The sequence below is a fragment of the Enterococcus sp. LJL99 genome (assembly GCF_054871725.1).
In genome coordinates this window covers 140745-157867 of sequence record NZ_JBTXLT010000002.1, presented here as the reverse complement: position 1 = coordinate 157867, position 17123 = coordinate 140745, and the positions used below count along the sequence as shown (strand labels likewise).

Below are 17123 nucleotides of genomic sequence, written 5' to 3'. Positions count from 1 at the left end.
GTTCATCCTTTTCTTTTATGTTTTTGTAATGTGTGTTTCATTAAATCCCAGTATACTTCCTAAGCCGCTCAAAACCTCAGATAACGCTGATTCAACTGATGATACATCTCCCGTAATTACGACAGAACCACTAAATCGATCGATAAAACCAATCTTTATATCTCCAGCTTTTGTTGCGATATCCACTGCTATAATTGCCGCTTCACTTGGAGTTATCGTTAAAATCCCAATTGCATTTGTTTCAACATCTAGCAAACCTAATTTTTCATAAATCTCTGGATTTGGATTGGCAATAATGTGTGCCAATGTAATCTGTTTCCCCGGTACATATTCTTGAATCATCCGTTGTTTATCCGTCAATTCGAGTCACCTTTTTCATTATTATTTAACACTATCATGATTTATTTCTAGTCACAAGTAAATCTACGCAAAATTGTTATTTAATCATCTCTAAAATTTGTACCAGTTGTTCCTTTGAAGGAATTCTTGGGTTCGTTGCTGTACATCCATCAAGCAAGGCACCTTCTGCAATTTCTTCTTTAAACTGATCAAATACCTCAGAACTTACACCTGCTTGTCTTAAAGTTTCAGGCATTTTTAATTGTCTTCTTAAACGATCAATACTTCTTACTAACTGCTTAACACCCATTTTAGCTGAAGTATTCTCGTGTCCAATTAAAAGAGCTAAGCGAGCATACTTTTTAGCAGTTTGTTCGTCGTATAATTGTTGGAATTTTCCGACTCCTGCATTAAACTGGATCACTTCATTTAATAAAATCGCATTCAAACGACCGTGAGCAATATGTAGCTTGGCTCCTGCTGCATGCGCGATCCCATGATTAATACCTAACGAAGTTGAATTGAAGGCCATTCCCGCCATACAAGAAGCATAATGCATTTGTTCTCTAGCTTCGTTATTCCCACCATTTTCATAGCATTTAACTAAATTATCAAAAACTAGAACAACAGCTTTTTCACATAGCGCTTCGGAAAACACATTAGATTTTGTTGAGACATAAGATTCAATTGCATGTGTTAAAACATCCATACCAGTATCAGCTGTTATTGTTTTTGGCGCACTAACAACTAATTCTGAGGCCAAATAGGCTTCATCTGGTTGAATATTTGTAGTAACAAGTGGATATTTTATTCCTTTATCCTGATTAGTAATCACCGCAAAATTGGTTACTTCTGATCCTGTTCCACTAGTTGTGGGAATTACAATAAAAGTGATTTTTGAAATTTGTTCCAGTTTTTGACTAAAAAATTTCATTGCCTTTGCCGCATCAATTGGCGAACCGCCTCCAACTGCTAATAAAATAGTCGGTCGAAATTCTTCCATCGCGTTCATGCCGCTAATAACATTTTCAATTGGTGGATCTGGAACAACATTACTAAAAATCTTTAACTCATTTTTTTTATTCAAATACTTTGTTATTTGTTCAATTTTATTGGATTGAACCATAAATGGATCAGTAACGATAAAAATTCGTTGGTTTTCATATTGAGTTAATTTTTCTAAGACATTCTCACCAATATGAAGAGTGGTTGGAAAAGTAATTGTTTCCATCATACGCTCCTTTCTTTTACTCAAAAAAGCCGCAAAAAAGACGTTCATCATCTTCCTTGCAGCTTCATTGCTTGCTAAAACACTACCTTGTGTTTTTTATTTTATTTAATTAATTTGCATTTTGAACGCAAAAAATAGGCTCTAATCCGTTGTACATCATTGTACACGTATCACCTACTGTATCTTATTTAGAATAAAATACACTTTGTGAATGCGCTATTGTCTTGCCTCGAAACAATAGTACGGCAGCATTAGAATTAGAAAGATCTGACTTGTAGCATAACTGCTATTTACAGTGGCGGGACCGTATTGGAATCTAACCAAATTTCCATCTTGCTCTATGCGTATTCAATTTCTACAATTGAATTATATCATAATGAAAAAAAGAAACAAGTTTTTTCTAAAATTTCTTAGATATACAAAAAAGTCGCTGAATCACGATTCATTTTTTTGCTATAATTAAAAAAAAGAAAATGATTGATTCAGGAAAGAAGAAAAACAAATGAAAACAGAACGTTTATTAGCGATTACAATGATCTTACTAGATAAAAAACAAATCAGTGCTGCTCAATTAGCTGAAATATTTGAAGTCTCCATTCGCACAATTTATCGAGATATCAACTCTTTGAGTGAAGCTGGAATTCCAGTTATTGCATTACCAGGTGCAAATGGTGGCATTCAAATCATGGATACCTATAAAGTAGATAAACATTTCTTTACGACTACAGAAATTACTGCTTTACTAATTGCATTAGAAAATATAGGCAAAAATATTTCTACTACTCATTCTACCCAAACTATCGAAAAACTAAAAACGCTTGTACCAAACCATTTATCTAATGAAATTGAATTTAAAACAAACCAAATTATGGTTGATTTAACTCCTTGGACCAATAATGAAACATTGCAGCCCTTTTTAGAAACTGTAAAAAAAGCTATGGATCAGCAACATTTGCTTCAATTTGACTACACCGATAATCGTGGCAATCCAACAACACGTATTGTTGAGCCTTACCGTCTCGTTTTAAAAGAAATCAGTTGGTATGTACAAGCTTATTGCTTAGAAAAAAACGAATTTCGTACCTTCAAACTTTCTAGAATGTCAACACTGAATGAAATGAACGATTCTTTTAAACCACGAAAATTCCCAGTAGCTGCATTAGGCAAAGAACCTTTTTATGGAAAAAAATTCACTTCAGTTACACTTAAAGTTTCTCATAAAATAAAAGACCAGTTAACAGAAAAATTTGGTCACTTAACTACTTTGAAAACTGATAATCCTAATGAAATTTTAGTAGAGTTTCCATTTATGGAAGACGATTTTGGCTATAATTTAATTATCGGCTTAGGAAACCAATGTGAATGTATCGCTCCAGAGCATGTCCGAATTGAGCTAAAAAAACGAATAGCAGAGTTGCTTGAAAAATATACTAAATAAATTGGCTAAACAAAAAAACTTTTTAATTCATCCACATTTTATGTATGAATTAAAAAGTTTTTAACCTATTTCTTTTTCTTACCACCAAAAGCATCTTTCATTTTATCAAAGAAGCCTTCTTCGTGCTGTTCACTTACATCTTGTCCACCCGCTTTAGCAAATGCACGTAATGCTTCACGTTGTTCATCATTCAAGTTTTTCGGTGTAATCAATTTCACTTTTACATGCTGATCACCATTAGAGCCACCTCTTAGACGTGGCGCTCCTTTTCCTCTTAAACGGAAATTCGTATCAGTTTGTGTTCCAGCAGGAATTTTTAATTTGACGTCACCATGAACTGTTGGTACTTTGACTTCATCACCTAAAGCGGCTTGTACGAAACTCAATGGTAAGTCATAATAAATTTCTGAACCATCTCGATCAAAAATATTACTTTCTTGCACATTGAAGACTACATATAAATCGCCATAAGGTCCACCATTCATTCCTGCTTCACCTTGATTTGACAAACGCATTTGTTGTCCATCTTCTACACCAGCAGGAACATTGACTTTTACGGTATGCATTTTCTTTTCATGTCCAGAACCATGACAAGTAGGACAAGGATCTTTGATCTCTTTTCCTGTTCCATGACAGACATCACAAGTTTGACGACTCATCACTCGACCAAGTGGTGTTTGTCGTTCAACATTAATTGTACCCGATCCATGACATTTATGACATGTTTCAGGTTGCGTACCCGGTTTCGCACCATTACCATGACAGGTTGCACAGACATCTTCGCGGTTATATTTGATTTCTTTTTCAATCCCAAATATTGCCTCTTCAAATTTAAGCTTAATTGTATATTGTAAATCGGCTCCTTGTCTTGGTGCTGTCGGATCAACACTTCGTCCGCTTCCACCAAAGAAAGAGTCAAAAATATCCTCAAATCCGCCAAAGCCGCCGCCGCTGAAACCACCACCGCCAAAGCCGCCAAAACCACCTGCACCGCCGCCATAACTAGGATCTGTTCCTGCATGACCATACTGATCATAGGCTGCTCTTTTTTGTGCATCACTCAATACTTCATAAGCCTCTGAAACCTCTTTAAATTTTTCATCAGCATCAGCTTCTTTATTGATATCTGGATGGTATTTTTTTGAAAGTTTGCGGTACGCTTTTTTTATCTCATCATCTGAAGCACCTTTCGCTAAACCTAGTACTTCATAATAATCGCGCTTTGTAGCCATTCGTTCCCCTCCAACTATTCATTCCAATCGATTCTCTCGTCTCTTACTAAGTCACTCTCAAAAAAGTAAAAAACATCTTTGTTATCATACCATAATTTAAACAAAACCTAAATAGATTATCAGAAAATATCTATTGTTTGCGCTAGAAAATACGAAAAAAAGATAATTTACTCTTGTTTTTAATTAAACTTGTCTAGAAAAAACGAATTCTTCATAAAATTTCTAAAAAACGTACAATACGTTTAGTGTATTGCACGCTTTTTAGTCAAATTGCTAACGTCTAAACGTCCTCGTTCACAATTTTATTATTCAGAAAAAATCAATTATTTTTCTTCATCTTCTACTTCTTCAAAATCAGCATCAACAACATCATCTGCTCCGCCTTGTGCTGCTTCTGGATTTTCTTCTGCTTGTTGTTGTGCAGCTTGTTCATAAAGTTTTACAGTTAAGTTTTGAACGATTTCATTTAATGAATCACGTTTTTCTTTCATCAATTCAATATCATTCGCTTCAACGGCTGCTTTAAGTTCATCACGAGCATCTTCTGCTTTTTTCACTTCATCAGCATCTACTTTACCTTCAAGTTCTTTCAAAGTTTTATCAACTGTGAACAACAATGCATCTACATCGTTACGTAAGTCAACTTCTTCTTTTCTAGCTTTATCTGCTTCAGCATTTGATTCAGCATCTTTAACCATGCGTTCGATTTCATCATCTGATAAACCTGAAGATGATTTGATTGTAATTGTTTGTTCTTTTTGTGTACCTAAATCTTTCGCACGAACATTAACAATACCGTTTTTATCGATATCAAAGCTTACTTCGATTTGTGGCACACCACGAGGAGCTGCTGGAATATCAGTTAATTGGAAACGACCTAATGTTTTGTTATCTGCTGACATTGGACGTTCACCTTGTAATACGTGAATATCTACTGCTGGTTGGTTATCTGCAGCTGTTGAGAATACTTGAGATTTACTTGTTGGGATCGTTGTATTACGATCAATCAATTTAGTAAATACGCCACCCATTGTTTCAATACCTAATGATAATGGAGTTACATCTAATAATACAACGTCCTTAACATCACCAGTGATTACACCACCTTGAATCGCTGCACCCATTGCAACTACTTCATCAGGGTTTACTGATTTATTAGGATCTTTGCTTGTTTCTTTACGAACAGCTTCGACAACTGCTGGGATACGAGTTGATCCACCAACTAAGATGACTTCATCAATTTCAGAAGCTTTCAAGCCAGCATCTTTTAACGCTTGACGAACTGGTGTTTTTGTACGTTCTACTAAATCACTTGTTAATTCATCAAATTTAGCACGTGTTAATGTCATTTCTAAGTGCAATGGACCAGCATCACCAGCTGTAATAAATGGTAAGCTAATTTGTGTGCTAGTTACACCAGATAAATCTTTTTTAGCTTTTTCTGCAGCGTCTTTCAAACGTTGTAACGCCATTTTATCTTTACCTAAATCAATACCATTTTCTTTTTTAAATTCAGCTACCATGTGATCAATGATTTTGTTATCAAAGTCATCTCCACCTAAGCTGTTATCACCAGATGTTGATAATACATCAAACACGCCATCGCCTAATTCAAGGACAGAAACGTCAAATGTACCACCACCAAGGTCAAATACTAAGATTTTTTCATCTTTATCTGTTTTATCTAAACCATAAGCTAAAGCTGCTGCAGTTGGTTCGTTAACAATACGTTCTACTTCTAATCCAGCAATTTTACCAGCATCTTTTGTTGCTTGACGTTGTGCATCATTGAAATAAGCTGGAACAGTAATAACTGCTTTATCAACTTTTTCTCCTAAATATTCTTCAGCAAAACCTTTTAAATATTGTAAGATCATAGCTGAAATTTCTTGAGGTGTATAAGATTTGCCGTCTGCTTCAACTTTATAACCAGCTTCACCCATATGACGTTTGATTGATGAAATTGTATCTGGATTTGTTACTGCTTGACGTTTTGCTACTTCACCAACTTGAATTTCACCATTTTTAAATGAAACAACTGAAGGTGTTGTACGATTTCCTTCTGGATTTGCAATAATTTTTGCTTCTCCGCCTTCTAAAACTGCTACTGCTGAATTTGTTGTACCTAAATCAATACCGATAATTTTACTCATAATCAAAGATCTCCTATTCTCTATTCAGATTGTTTTATTTTTTTCATAACTTTTAATTTACTTTATTGAGCAACAATGACCATACTTGCACGCAAGACACGATCATGTAATTTGTATCCTTTTTGAAGCACATCAACGATTGTATCCGCTGGTGTATCATCTGTGGCAGGAACTGTTTGGACTGCTTGATGTAAATTAGGATCAAATGGAACACCCATTGCAGGAATTTCTTCAATTCCTTCTTCTTTCAAAGCAACTTGCATTCCTTCTAAAACCATTACAATTCCTTTTTTCAGACTAGCACCTTGCTCATCGTCTACTTGAATCGCTAATGCACGTTCTAAATTATCAATTGCTGGTAATAATTTTTTGGCTAAATCTTGCGATCGATAACGAACAAGTTGTTCACGTTCATTTTTGAAACGATTGCTCATATTCGCAATTTCTGCTCTAGCTCTTAAAAATTTATCTTCCATTTCACCTAGTTCAGCTTTAGTATTATCTAATTCTGAACTTTCTGCTTCAACTTCAGATACACCAGAAGAATCCATTGCTTCTTCCACTACTTCCGATTCAACCTTTTCAATTGTTTCCTCTTTTGTTTCTTCATTTTTGTTCACTCTAGCAACTTCCCTTCTCATTCCGTAGCTTCTATATTCTAATACAACGTTTCTTGATTCCTTTTTATTATTTTATTCATCAAGATAACGATAATAAGCTCCTAATTTCAATGCAAGTTCATGACGAAATGTATCGACTAAACTAAACATTTTTGAATAAGGCATACTAGTTGGACCTAGCAATGCAATAGTGCCTTTTCCATGATCTGCCACTTCATATGTTGCCGTAATCATACTCATATTATCCAATAACTCATGTCCGATTTCCGTTCCGATTTTAAAAGAAATCGCTGGACTATTCTCATTTGAAACGCTCAATAAATGAGAAATTTCATCTGAATCCTGAATAAATGAATATACAGATTTTAATTGATTGCGATCCTGTTCAACGCCAAAATCCAAAAGATTCATCCGACCACCTACAAACACCTTATCCTCAAATGCATGTCCTAAAATTGAATCAAACAATTGCATCATGCCTTCTGGCGTTTGGAAATAACGATGTAAAATCATCGGTATCTCTGTTCTCAATCGATGATAAACACTTAATAACGGTTGTCCTACAAGTTTATCATTAATAATTTGAGTCATTTTCTCCAAATCTTGACTAGAAACAGAAGCTGGAATTCGAAATACTTGGCTTTCTACATTTCCCTTATCTGTAACAATAATCGCAATGATTTGTCGATCATTTAATGGAACCATTCTAAAGCCAGTCAACTTACGTTCTTTGACTTCTGGTCCTAAAGAAAATGCCGTATAGCTCGTTAAAGTTGATAAGATATCTGCTGACTGTTCAATGATATCGTTGATTTCATGAAACTCTTTTCCAAAAGCTTGCCGAATCGTTTGGATTTCATTATTCTCAAGCCCGACTGGTTTTAGCAAATGGTCAACATAATAGCGATATCCTAACATAGAAGGAATTCGTCCAGAAGAAGAATGTGTTTTTAAAAGTAAGCCATGCTCTTCTAAAGTCTTCATGTCATTCCGAATCGTCGCAGAGCTAGATTCGATTCCTTCGGCCATCAGTCGTTTCGAACCAACAGCGATTCCTGTTTGTGTGTAGTTTTGGATGATAAGCTGTAATATTCTTTGTTGTCTTTCTGTTAGCATAATTACCACCCTTCATTAGCACTCTTGTCTTTCAAGTGCTAATTACAAATATAAATATACCAAGTTCTATTCAACTTGTCAAGCGAAAACTCAAAAAAATTAGCACTCTTTGCAAAAGAGTGCTAATTCGCTATTTTTATTCGACAAACTCAGTATAATCAGCTAATTTATGACTTTAATATCTATTAAAAACCATTGTTACATTACTTCATTGTTCTTTTTCCAATAGAAATTCTTCAAAAACATCATTTCCTAAAAATAATCCTTTTTCTGTCAAAAGCAAGTAATCATTTTGCTCTTCTAGTAATTCCTTTTGAATCAATTTTTCTAAAACCGTGCCGTAAATTTCTTCAATCGGTTGGTTAAATTTCGCCTGGAATTTTTGTTTTGAAACACCAGATTTCTTGCGCAAGCCTAAAAACATTTCTTCCTCTATTTGATTTGAACGACTTAAGTTCTCAACCTCAACCGTAGGTAAAACGCCTTCTCTTAACGGTTTCAAATAATGTTGAATAGGCCCACGATTTCGATAGCGAGTATGTCCTAAGTAACCACTTGCTCCAGCACCAAATCCATAATAATGCTCATTGTTCCAATAAACCAGATTATGTTGACTTTCTTTTCCTGGTATCGAAAAATTGCTCACTTCATATTGATGACGGTTTCCTTTTTCCATCGCTCTGATTGTTTCCTCAAACATTTGTGCTTCCACTTCCTCATTCGGCAATTGCAACCGACCTTGTCTGACCCAATTCATAAACATTGTTTTATTTTCTAAAATCAATGAATACAGAGAATAATGAGGTAAATCCAATTCAATCGCTCGATGCAAAGTATCACGAAATCCATCTAATGTTTGACCTGGTAATGCATAAATCAAATCAATACTAACATTAGAAAAATTTTCTTTTTCCAAAAATGTCATTGTATCATATACATCTTTTGCTGTATGTTTGCGACCAATTTTTTTTAGTAACTGATCATCAAACGTTTGAACGCCCATTGATAAACGATTCACACCAAACTCTTTCATAACTTGTAGTTTTTCTTGGGTTAAATCACCTGGATTTGCTTCAACTGTAAATTCATTTCTTTCATCAAATGGTAGTGATTTCCTGACTCCTTCTAACAAAACAGCTAATTGCTTTGCTGATAGAGAAGTCGGTGTTCCACCACCAATATAAATTGTTTCAGTTGTTTGACTAGGATATTGCTCTTTAGTCAATTGAATTTCCTTCAGTAGCGCTTGAATATATTCATCCACCGGTTGACCTTCCAAAAAAACTTTATTAAAATCACAGTAATAGCAAATATGCTCACAAAATGGAATGTGAATGTAAGCCGAAATCTTATCCTGTCTTTGATTTATTTTATTTATCATTTGATCATTTCCTTTTAAAATTCTATAGTGAAATTCGGCGTAACAAAGCAGCTTTTTTTTAAGTCAAAAATCTTTTTTCTTTATATCAAAATCATGGCATTACTATCTTTTTAAAACCTATCAGCTATTTTAACATACTTCAAAACCATAATAAATATAAAGGAATTTAATTGATTTTAATCAACCATTTTATAAAGTAAACTTTTCAGCTTCTACACTTATCAGAGAAGAGATTGAAACAAAAAAACTTTTTATAGAGAATAAAATTGCTTCTAGTAAAAACTTCTGCTATTATGTGAGTGTAATTGAATATGATTTTGTTTGCAGGGGGACGCATTTGCGTTGAGAAGGTAAAACCTGACCCTTTGAACCTGTTGGTTGATACCAGCGTAGGGAGCAGATGTCCGTTGTTTAAGTCGAAATCAAAACAAACAAGGCATTTTCCTAATTAATCTGGAAAATGTCTTTTTTATTTTTTAAGGAGGAACTGGAATGAAGAAAGTATTAAGTATTGCAGGATCAGATTGTAGTGGTGGGGCTGGAATTCAAGCTGATTTAAAGACATTTGCTGCACATGGTGTTTATGGGATGTCCGTGATTACTTCCGTCGTAGCAGAAAACACATTTCGTGTGATTTCCTATCAGGATATTAAACCAAAAATTATCCAAGAACAAATTGACGCTGTATTTGAAGACTTACCACCAAAGGCTGTAAAAATTGGCATGTTATCAAATAAACAAACCATTACAGCAGTCGCTAGAAGTTTAAAAAAATGGCATCCTAAACATGTTGTTCTAGATCCAGTTATGTATGCAAAAAACGGTGACGCACTGATGGAACCAGTAGCAATTCAAACATTGATTGAAAAAATTTTACCAGCAGCAAGTTTGATTACACCAAATATTCCAGAAGCTGAAAAGATTTGTCAAAAAGAAATCGTAACTCTCAATGACATGGAACAAGCAAGTCAACTCATTTACGATTTGTCTGGTACAACGGTTTTGATCAAAGGCGGCCATAAAACTGGCGAAGCTACTGATGTTTTTTTTGATGGCAAAAAATTTTATCATTATACTTCAGAACGAATCAATACAAAAAACACTCACGGAACAGGTTGCACTTTCTCTTCAGCTATCGCTTCACAATTGGCTCTAGGAAATACTCCAGAACAAGCAATCAACAAAGCTAAAAAATATATTACGATGGCCATTAAGCATTCTTTACCTATTGGTTCAGGACATGGACCCACGAATCACTTTTATTCATTATATAAAAATGGTTTAAGAAAGGAAACAAGCGAATGAAAACGTTTATATTATCATCAATAAAAAAAATCCACACGAAAAAACCTTTGATACATCATATTACGAATTATGTAACTGTAAATGATTGCGCAAACATTACTTTAGCTATTGGGGCTTCTCCAATCATGGCAGATGATAGAAACGAAGTGGCTGAAATAATTGAACATTCAAATGCATTAGTAATCAATATTGGTACATTGAATGACCGAACGATTCCTTCTATGATTTCAGCTGGAAAAGCTGCCAACAAAAAACAGATTCCTGTTATTCTAGATCCAGTCGGAGTTGGAGCTTCAACCCTTCGTAATGAAACCGTAAAAAAACTATTAAAAGAGATTCGTTTTACTGTCATTAAAGGAAATCGTTCAGAAATTAGGTTTTTAGCTGGTGCAACTAGTAACACAAATGGAGTGGATGCTTCAGCAGAAGATTTAAAAAGAGAAATAGAAACTCAACTAGTAGCTAAGAAAATGGCTAAAAAATATCAATGTATTATTGCTATTACAGGTGAAATAGATATCGTAACAAATGGCGATCAAATGATTTTAATAGAGAATGGCTGCGAGAAAATGAGTCACATTACTGGGACAGGATGTATGTCCGCCTCACTTATTGCAGTTTTTTGCGCTTGTCACCCAAATCAATCGCTCTATAGTACAGCAGTAGCATTAATTTCTATGGGAATTGCTGGTGAACAAGCTGCCAACAAAACAATTAATCAAGGAACCGGTAGTCTTCGAACTGCCATCATTGATAAAATAAGTTTATTAGAGGCAGAAAAACTCATTGAGAAAGGAATCTTCTATGAAAACTAAGCTAGATTATCGTCTTTACTTGATTACTGATCGGCAATTACTAAGCACTACTACGTTACAAAAAGCTTTACAAGAAGCGCTAGAAGGAGGGGTGACTTTTGTGCAATTACGCGAAAAAAAGCTTAATTCTAAAACCTTTTATCAAGAAGCTCTTCTTGCAAAAAAAATGACAACTGAATTCCAGGTGCCTTTAATTATTAACGACCGCATTGATATTGCTTTAGCTTGCGATGCTGATGGTGTCCATGTTGGCCAGTCTGATTTGCCAGTAAAAAAAGTTCGTGAAATAATTGGAAATAATAAAATTCTCGGCGCTTCTGTACAAACCGTTAAAGAAGCTATTGAGGCAGAAAAAGCAGGAGCAGATTATCTAGGAGTTGGCGCGATGTTCCCAACTACAACAAAAAAAGACGCTATTTTAGTTAGTAAAGAAGTTTTGAAACAAATAGTAGAAGTTGTTTCTATTCCTATCATAGTAATTGGCGGGATAAATGCTCAAACAATTTCGGAATTTAAAAATTACGATATCCAAGGTTTTGCTGTTATTTCAGCCATTTTAGCTAATAAAAATATCAAAACTGCAAGTGAAAATCTTTTATCACTAATCAATCAAACAATTACGAGGTGAAGACATGTCATTTTCTAAAAAATAAAAAAAACACTGCCAATCTGATTGGGAAGCTGGTTATCTCCATCCATTTGTTCAAGAATTAGGTCAAGGTACACTTGCTATCGACAAGTTTCAATTCTATTTATTACAAGATTATCTCTATCTATTTCAGTATGCAAAAGTTTTTGCTTTGGGTGTTGTTAAATCAAATGACCCTAATATAGTAAAACACTTTGTAAATGGACAATATAATATTCTAAATTCTGAACTTGATCTCCATCGTAACCACATGCTTAATCACGGTATTTCTTCAGATGAAATAACCAATATACGTCCTTCAATTTTTAATCAGACTTATACAGCTAATATGCTCGCTATTGGCCAAACAGGTGACTTAGCACAAATCATCGCTACTATTTTGCCTTGCGCATGGGTTTATTGCGATTATGCTAGCCGTCTCAAACAGAAATATCAAGAACAATTAATTAATAATCCCTATAAAGCTTGGATTGATACTTATGCCGATATTAATTTTAACGATTCTTTTGACTGGATGTTTAGTTCCCTCGATACATTGGTTGCAGCTAAGTCCGAGAAAGAAACACAAGAGATTATTAATATTTTTGCTAATAGCGTAAAATTTGAAAACTTATTCTGGGAAATGGCTTATCATAAAAAAATGGATTTCTAGAAGAGTAGGTTTGTATGTAAGAAGAAACAATAACTTCTTAAGTTCAAAATAAAATCGTTTAGTTTCAAAAATAATAAGGTCCATGAAAAATTTCGTTTAGATATTAAATACTACCTACTTGGTGTTGCTCATTTTTTTGATATCCAAGTAGGTATTTTTCATATCTATTCATTTCCGTACGCTATGTCTTATAAAAATATCTTCTTATTGTATTACGGCTAACCGTTCTACTCCACTCTAACTTTTTGTAAAATAAGCTGCCGTATCTATTTCATCCTGTTTTAATTGTGCAATTAATTTTTCCACATGATCGAATTTCACTTGATCTCTTAAATAATGATTCCAGCGAACACGTACTTGTTCACCGTATATATTTTCATGAAAATTCAAAATATAAACTTCTACAGTCAATGCTCGACCATCACCAAACGTATCATTGTGTCCAATCGATCCCATACCTACGTGCCATTTCCCACCAATTTCTATTTCAACTGCATAAACACCAATTCTAGGTAATCGAACCGTGCTTTTAATTTTGATATTCGCAGTTGGGAAACCTAACAAACGACCTCTAGCATCTCCATGAACAACCGTACCTTCAATTTCATAAACGTAACCAAGTAATTTAGTTACCTCTGCCATATTCCCTTTTTCCATTTCTTCTCTGATCCGAGAAGAGCTGATCTTGTCTCCATCACATTCTTCTTTTGCAACAGTTACAACTTCAAATCGATTTTGAGCATAATTTGGAAGCAGCTCAACATTCGCAATTTCTTTAGGACCATACGTATAATCAAAACCACTAACCGCTACTTTGCTATTTAATCCTACTAAATATTGATTGACAAATTCTTGTGGTGCTAGTTGAGCAAATGCCGAAGTAAAATCAACAACATACAAAATATCTACACCATTTTTCTCCATTAAACGTTCTTTTTGATCCAAACTATTTAAATATTTCATATTTTCAGGTAAGACCTTTTGAAAAACAATCGACGGATGTTGGTTAAACGTCATTACAGCTAATTTCAAACCACGTTCATCCGCAATTTTTCTACCCGTCTCAATTACTTTTTGATGCCCCAGATGAACACCGTCAAAAAAACCTAAAACCATAACTACTTCTTCATTGATAATATCTTCTTGGCGATAAGGATGCCGAATCGGAACTATTTTCATTTTCAATCTTCTTTCTTTATAAATTAATTATTGCGTAAAACCTTACTCGGCTTTAACATATTTTGCTTTGTCGGATGCGCCATATATAAACTTACTACTTGCTCATTAAAATATAGTGCAACCAAATCATTAGGAATTTCAACTAAGGATAACTCATTCAACGATAGGAAAACGCCATTTTTCACCTTTTGATAAAGTGCAGTCGAAAGATCAATTCGTTTAAATTGTTGAATAGCCGTTTCGATTGGCAACAACACTTGATCAATTTCTTGATCATTCATTTTATTTGCAACTTGCTCTAATGTTAAACATTGATCAGCCATTAAACCACCACTGGACGTTCGAGTCAAATCTGACATATGCGCGGGGTACCCTAATAGTTCGCCTGTATCAACAGACAAGGTTCTCACATACGTCCCTTTCCCACAACTAACTTTGAAGCGCCAACTTTGTGTTCCTAACTGTTCATTAAATACAGGTTCACTCGTTCGTTTAAACGCATAAATCATCGCTTTTCGAATGGGACGTTCTACTTCCTCGCCATTTCGAGCATACTCATACAATCGTTTTCCATTGACTTTAACAGCGGAAAACATAGGTGGAATCTGCGTAATTTCACCAAGCATTTTAGCCATTGCTTGATCAATTGCCTCACTCGTTAATGGATCAGTTACTTTTTTTCTTTCAACCACCTCACCACTCGCATCTTCAGTGGTTGTTGCGCACCCGATTGTGATTTCTCCTTCATAAACTTTCCCTGAATCAACCATATATTCGATCACTTTGGTCCCTTTGCCAACACAAATCGGCAATACACCAGCAACATCTGGGTCCAAGGTTCCTCCATGACCTATTTTTTTTGTATGTAAAATTTTCCGTAATTTAAAAACACAATCATGACTTGTCATGCCGCGTTCTTTCCATAATGGTAAAATACCGTCCATCATTTCCCTCCAACATCTACTCTGATTATTAACTTGTTTATTATAGCATAGAACGAACGAATTTTTCACATTTCAAAATTCTATGTAAAGATAACTTTCTGAAATAAATGAATATAATAAAAAAGCAACTATAAGAGCTCAACCACAGTCAAGTCTCTCATAATTGCTTATTATCGTTAATTCATTTTTTAGATTGCTGTTGTAGCGCCACGGTATACAATACCACGACGAGGGTCTACAGTAATCAATTCATCACTGGCAATCAAGGTTGTTGCATTTTCAGCTCCAACAATAACTGGAATATTTTTAGCAATCGCAACAACTGCAGCATGAGAAGTCAATCCGCCTTCTTCAACGATTAAGGCTACTGCATTATCAATTGCAGGCATATATTCTTTATCTGTTGTTTTAACAACTAGAATAGAGCCTTCAGTTGTGTTTGCAACAGCTTCTTCAGCTGTATTCGCAATAACTGCTTTAGCAATTACAGAAGATTCGCCAATTCCTTGTCCTTGAACTAATTTTGAACCAATCATTTGAATTTTCATCAAGTTAGTCGTTCCTTTTTCACCAACAGGAACACCAGCAGTGATAATAATCAAATCGCCTTCGTTAGCATACCCTTCTTCTTGAGAAACGGTTGCAGCTAAATTGAACATTTCATCTGTACTAGCTGGTTTGTTCGCAACAGTTGCATAAACACCCCAAGATAAAGCTAAACTACGCGCTTTTTGCTCTGAGAATGTAATTGCAACGATATGTGCTTTTGGACGGTATTTAGAAATCATACGAGCTGTATGTCCAGATTCAGTTGCCGCAACAATTGTTTGAATTCCTAAGTTACGAGCTGTGTGTCCTACTGATTGACCGATTGCTTCAGCCATATCTGTTTTGCTATATAATTTCAAAGCAAATGTATCTTGATTTACTAACGCTTCTTCTGTACGAACTGCAATACGAGCCATTGTTTGAACCGCTTCTAATGGGTAGTCTCCAGCAGCTGTTTCACCAGAAAGCATTACTGCATCAGTTCCATCATAGATTGCATTGGCAACGTCATTTGCTTCCGCACGAGTTGGACGTGGGTTACGTTGCATAGAATCTAACATTTGAGTCGCTGTAATAACTGGTTTACCCAAAGCATTACATTTTTTAATCAATTCTTTTTGAACAACTGGTACATCTTCAGTTGGAATTTCAACACCCATATCTCCACGAGCGACCATTAAACCATCAGAAACTTTCAATATTTCATCAATGTTATCGATTCCTTCTTGGTTTTCAATTTTAGGTATGATTTGGATGTGAGTAGCGTTTTCTTCTTCTAAAATTTTAGTGATTTCTAAAACGTCAGTCGCACGGCGAACAAAACTTGCTGCGATAAAGTCAATTCCTTGACCAATCCCAAAACGGATATCCGCTGCATCTTTTTCAGTAATTCCAGGTAAATTAACTGATACACCAGGAACGTTAACGCCCTTTTTATTTTTCAATACGCCTTCGTTTTTAACTAAAGTCACGATTTCGTTTGCTGCATGATCGATATCCGTCACTTCTAAATCAATTAAACCATCGTCTAAAAGAATATGTGAACCAACATTTACATCATTAATCAATTCTGGATACGTAATTGAGAATTTTTCGTTTGTACCTAAAACTTCTGTCATAGAAATACGAACTGAATCACCAATTTTCATTGTGATTGCGCCATTTTCCATGTCATTCGTACGGATTTCAGGACCTTTAGTATCAAGTAAAATAGCAACTCTTTTACCTGTGATTTTTACAGCTTCGCGAATATTTTTGATGCGGTTACCATGCTCTTCGAAGTCTCCATGTGAGAAGTTCAAACGGCAAACATTCATGCCAGCATTAATTAGGTTTACTAGCATCTCTGTTGATTCACTAGCAGGTCCGATCGTACATACGATTTTCGTTTTTTTCATTACAAAACGCTCCTATTCGATTTTTGTTTATACAAAAGCTTATAAAGCCAATTATAACTGTTTAAAATAACTATTCTTTAGACATCGCTAATTGACTACAACAACTAGCTCAAAATCTCGCTC

General features: G+C 34.9%; 14 protein-coding genes, 1 pseudogene and 2 riboswitches. Of the genes and pseudogenes, 5 read left to right on the top strand and 10 right to left on the bottom strand.

Translation table 11 applies throughout. The features are described from left to right. Positions 1 to 15 precede the first annotated feature (15 nt). Both eutS and ACYSNW_RS03850 read right to left on the bottom strand, forming a co-directional pair. Positions 16 to 360 (bottom strand): ethanolamine utilization microcompartment protein EutS, encoded by a 345-nt coding sequence (gene eutS, locus ACYSNW_RS03855; protein WP_461743138.1) that lies wholly within the window; start codon positions 358 to 360, stop codon positions 16 to 18. A gap of 76 nt (positions 361 to 436) precedes the next feature. After that, positions 437 to 1570 carry a 1-propanol dehydrogenase PduQ gene (locus tag ACYSNW_RS03850; protein WP_461743137.1) on the bottom strand — a complete coding sequence of 378 codons (1134 nt, stop codon included), beginning with the start codon at positions 1568 to 1570 and terminating at the stop codon, positions 437 to 439. Between the two features lie 209 nt (positions 1571 to 1779). Continuing rightward, positions 1780 to 1924, bottom strand: a riboswitch (adenosylcobalamin (AdoCbl) riboswitch). A 148-nt stretch (positions 1925 to 2072) separates the two neighbouring features. Between ACYSNW_RS03850 and ACYSNW_RS03845 the strand changes: the two genes are divergently transcribed. Then, positions 2073 to 3008, top strand: a complete 936-nt coding sequence (locus ACYSNW_RS03845; RefSeq protein ID WP_461743136.1) for a helix-turn-helix transcriptional regulator — start codon at positions 2073 to 2075, stop codon at positions 3006 to 3008. A gap of 65 nt (positions 3009 to 3073) precedes the next feature. On the opposite strand, the gene dnaJ is transcribed toward ACYSNW_RS03845, so the two are convergent. From dnaJ to hemW, 5 genes are all read right to left on the bottom strand, one after another. After that, the gene (gene dnaJ / locus ACYSNW_RS03840; RefSeq protein ID WP_461743135.1) at positions 3074 to 4240 is read right to left on the bottom strand and encodes a molecular chaperone DnaJ; all 1167 of its coding nucleotides are present in this window, start codon (positions 4238 to 4240) and stop codon (positions 3074 to 3076) included. 323 nt (positions 4241 to 4563) lie between these two features. Beyond that, on the bottom strand, positions 4564 to 6393 hold the full coding sequence (dnaK, locus tag ACYSNW_RS03835; RefSeq protein WP_461743134.1) for a molecular chaperone DnaK: 1830 nt from the start codon (positions 6391 to 6393) through the stop codon (positions 4564 to 4566). A 62-nt stretch (positions 6394 to 6455) separates the two neighbouring features. Beyond that, entirely contained in the window at positions 6456 to 7034 is a 579-nt protein-coding gene (grpE, locus tag ACYSNW_RS03830; protein WP_461743133.1) for a nucleotide exchange factor GrpE, read from the bottom strand. A 51-nt stretch (positions 7035 to 7085) separates the two neighbouring features. Continuing rightward, positions 7086 to 8129, bottom strand: a complete 1044-nt coding sequence (gene hrcA, locus ACYSNW_RS03825; protein ID WP_461743132.1) for a heat-inducible transcriptional repressor HrcA — start codon at positions 8127 to 8129, stop codon at positions 7086 to 7088. Positions 8130 to 8337: 208 nt separating this feature from the next. Continuing rightward, complete coding sequence (gene hemW, locus ACYSNW_RS03820) at positions 8338 to 9510, bottom strand: radical SAM family heme chaperone HemW (protein WP_461743131.1); 1173 nt, start codon at positions 9508 to 9510, stop codon at positions 8338 to 8340. A 315-nt stretch (positions 9511 to 9825) separates the two neighbouring features. Then, positions 9826 to 9923: riboswitch (TPP riboswitch) on the top strand. 79 nt (positions 9924 to 10002) lie between these two features. Between hemW and thiD the strand changes: the two genes are divergently transcribed. From thiD to tenA, 4 genes and pseudogenes are all read left to right on the top strand, one after another. Next, a complete protein-coding gene (gene thiD, locus ACYSNW_RS03815; RefSeq protein WP_461743130.1) occupies positions 10003 to 10815 on the top strand; it encodes a bifunctional hydroxymethylpyrimidine kinase/phosphomethylpyrimidine kinase in 813 nt (270 codons plus the stop codon). Beyond that, a complete protein-coding gene (gene thiM / locus ACYSNW_RS03810) occupies positions 10812 to 11630 on the top strand; it encodes a hydroxyethylthiazole kinase (RefSeq protein ID WP_461743129.1) in 819 nt (272 codons plus the stop codon). The genes thiD and thiM overlap by 4 nt, the downstream gene beginning before the upstream one ends. Further along, a complete protein-coding gene (thiE, locus tag ACYSNW_RS03805) occupies positions 11620 to 12258 on the top strand; it encodes a thiamine phosphate synthase (RefSeq protein WP_461743128.1) in 639 nt (212 codons plus the stop codon). Before thiM ends, thiE begins: the two co-directional genes overlap by 11 nt. Positions 12259 to 12307: 49 nt before the next feature. Continuing rightward, a pseudogene (gene tenA, locus ACYSNW_RS03800) lies at positions 12308 to 12931 on the top strand (thiaminase II); the annotation flags it as partial. Positions 12932 to 13168: 237 nt separating this feature from the next. On the opposite strand, the gene ribF reads toward tenA, so the two are convergent. The 3 genes from ribF to pyk all read right to left on the bottom strand — a co-directional run bounded on the left by ribF (position 13169) and on the right by pyk (position 17000). Then, entirely contained in the window at positions 13169 to 14110 is a 942-nt protein-coding gene (gene ribF / locus ACYSNW_RS03795; protein WP_461743127.1) for a riboflavin biosynthesis protein RibF, read from the bottom strand. Positions 14111 to 14133: 23 nt separating this feature from the next. Continuing rightward, positions 14134 to 15054 carry a tRNA pseudouridine(55) synthase TruB gene (truB, locus tag ACYSNW_RS03790; RefSeq protein WP_461743126.1) on the bottom strand — a complete coding sequence of 307 codons (921 nt, stop codon included), beginning with the start codon at positions 15052 to 15054 and terminating at the stop codon, positions 14134 to 14136. A 188-nt stretch (positions 15055 to 15242) separates the two neighbouring features. Then, positions 15243 to 17000 carry a pyruvate kinase gene (gene pyk / locus ACYSNW_RS03785; RefSeq protein ID WP_461743125.1) on the bottom strand — a complete coding sequence of 586 codons (1758 nt, stop codon included), beginning with the start codon at positions 16998 to 17000 and terminating at the stop codon, positions 15243 to 15245. Positions 17001 to 17123: the final 123 nt, after the last annotated feature.

Excerpts from the sequence above, each read along its gene's own strand:
- ACYSNW_RS03850 (WP_461743137.1), bottom strand. The coding sequence starts at position 1,570 with ATGGAAACAATTACTTTTCCAACCACTCTTCATATTGGTGAGAATGTC.
- ACYSNW_RS03845 (WP_461743136.1), top strand. The coding sequence starts at position 2,073 with ATGAAAACAGAACGTTTATTAGCGATTACAATGATCTTACTAGATAAA.
- dnaJ (WP_461743135.1), bottom strand. The coding sequence starts at position 4,240 with ATGGCTACAAAGCGCGATTATTATGAAGTACTAGGTTTAGCGAAAGGT.
- dnaK (WP_461743134.1), bottom strand. The coding sequence starts at position 6,393 with ATGAGTAAAATTATCGGTATTGATTTAGGTACAACAAATTCAGCAGTA.
- grpE (WP_461743133.1), bottom strand. The coding sequence starts at position 7,034 with ATGAGAAGGGAAGTTGCTAGAGTGAACAAAAATGAAGAAACAAAAGAG.
- hrcA (WP_461743132.1), bottom strand. The coding sequence starts at position 8,129 with ATGCTAACAGAAAGACAACAAAGAATATTACAGCTTATCATCCAAAAC.
- hemW (WP_461743131.1), bottom strand. The coding sequence starts at position 9,510 with ATGATAAATAAAATAAATCAAAGACAGGATAAGATTTCGGCTTACATT.
- thiD (WP_461743130.1), top strand. The coding sequence starts at position 10,003 with ATGAAGAAAGTATTAAGTATTGCAGGATCAGATTGTAGTGGTGGGGCT.
- thiM (WP_461743129.1), top strand. The coding sequence starts at position 10,812 with ATGAAAACGTTTATATTATCATCAATAAAAAAAATCCACACGAAAAAA.
- thiE (WP_461743128.1), top strand. The coding sequence starts at position 11,620 with ATGAAAACTAAGCTAGATTATCGTCTTTACTTGATTACTGATCGGCAA.
- ribF (WP_461743127.1), bottom strand. The coding sequence starts at position 14,110 with ATGAAAATAGTTCCGATTCGGCATCCTTATCGCCAAGAAGATATTATC.
- truB (WP_461743126.1), bottom strand. The coding sequence starts at position 15,054 with ATGGACGGTATTTTACCATTATGGAAAGAACGCGGCATGACAAGTCAT.
- pyk (WP_461743125.1), bottom strand. The coding sequence starts at position 17,000 with ATGAAAAAAACGAAAATCGTATGTACGATCGGACCTGCTAGTGAATCA.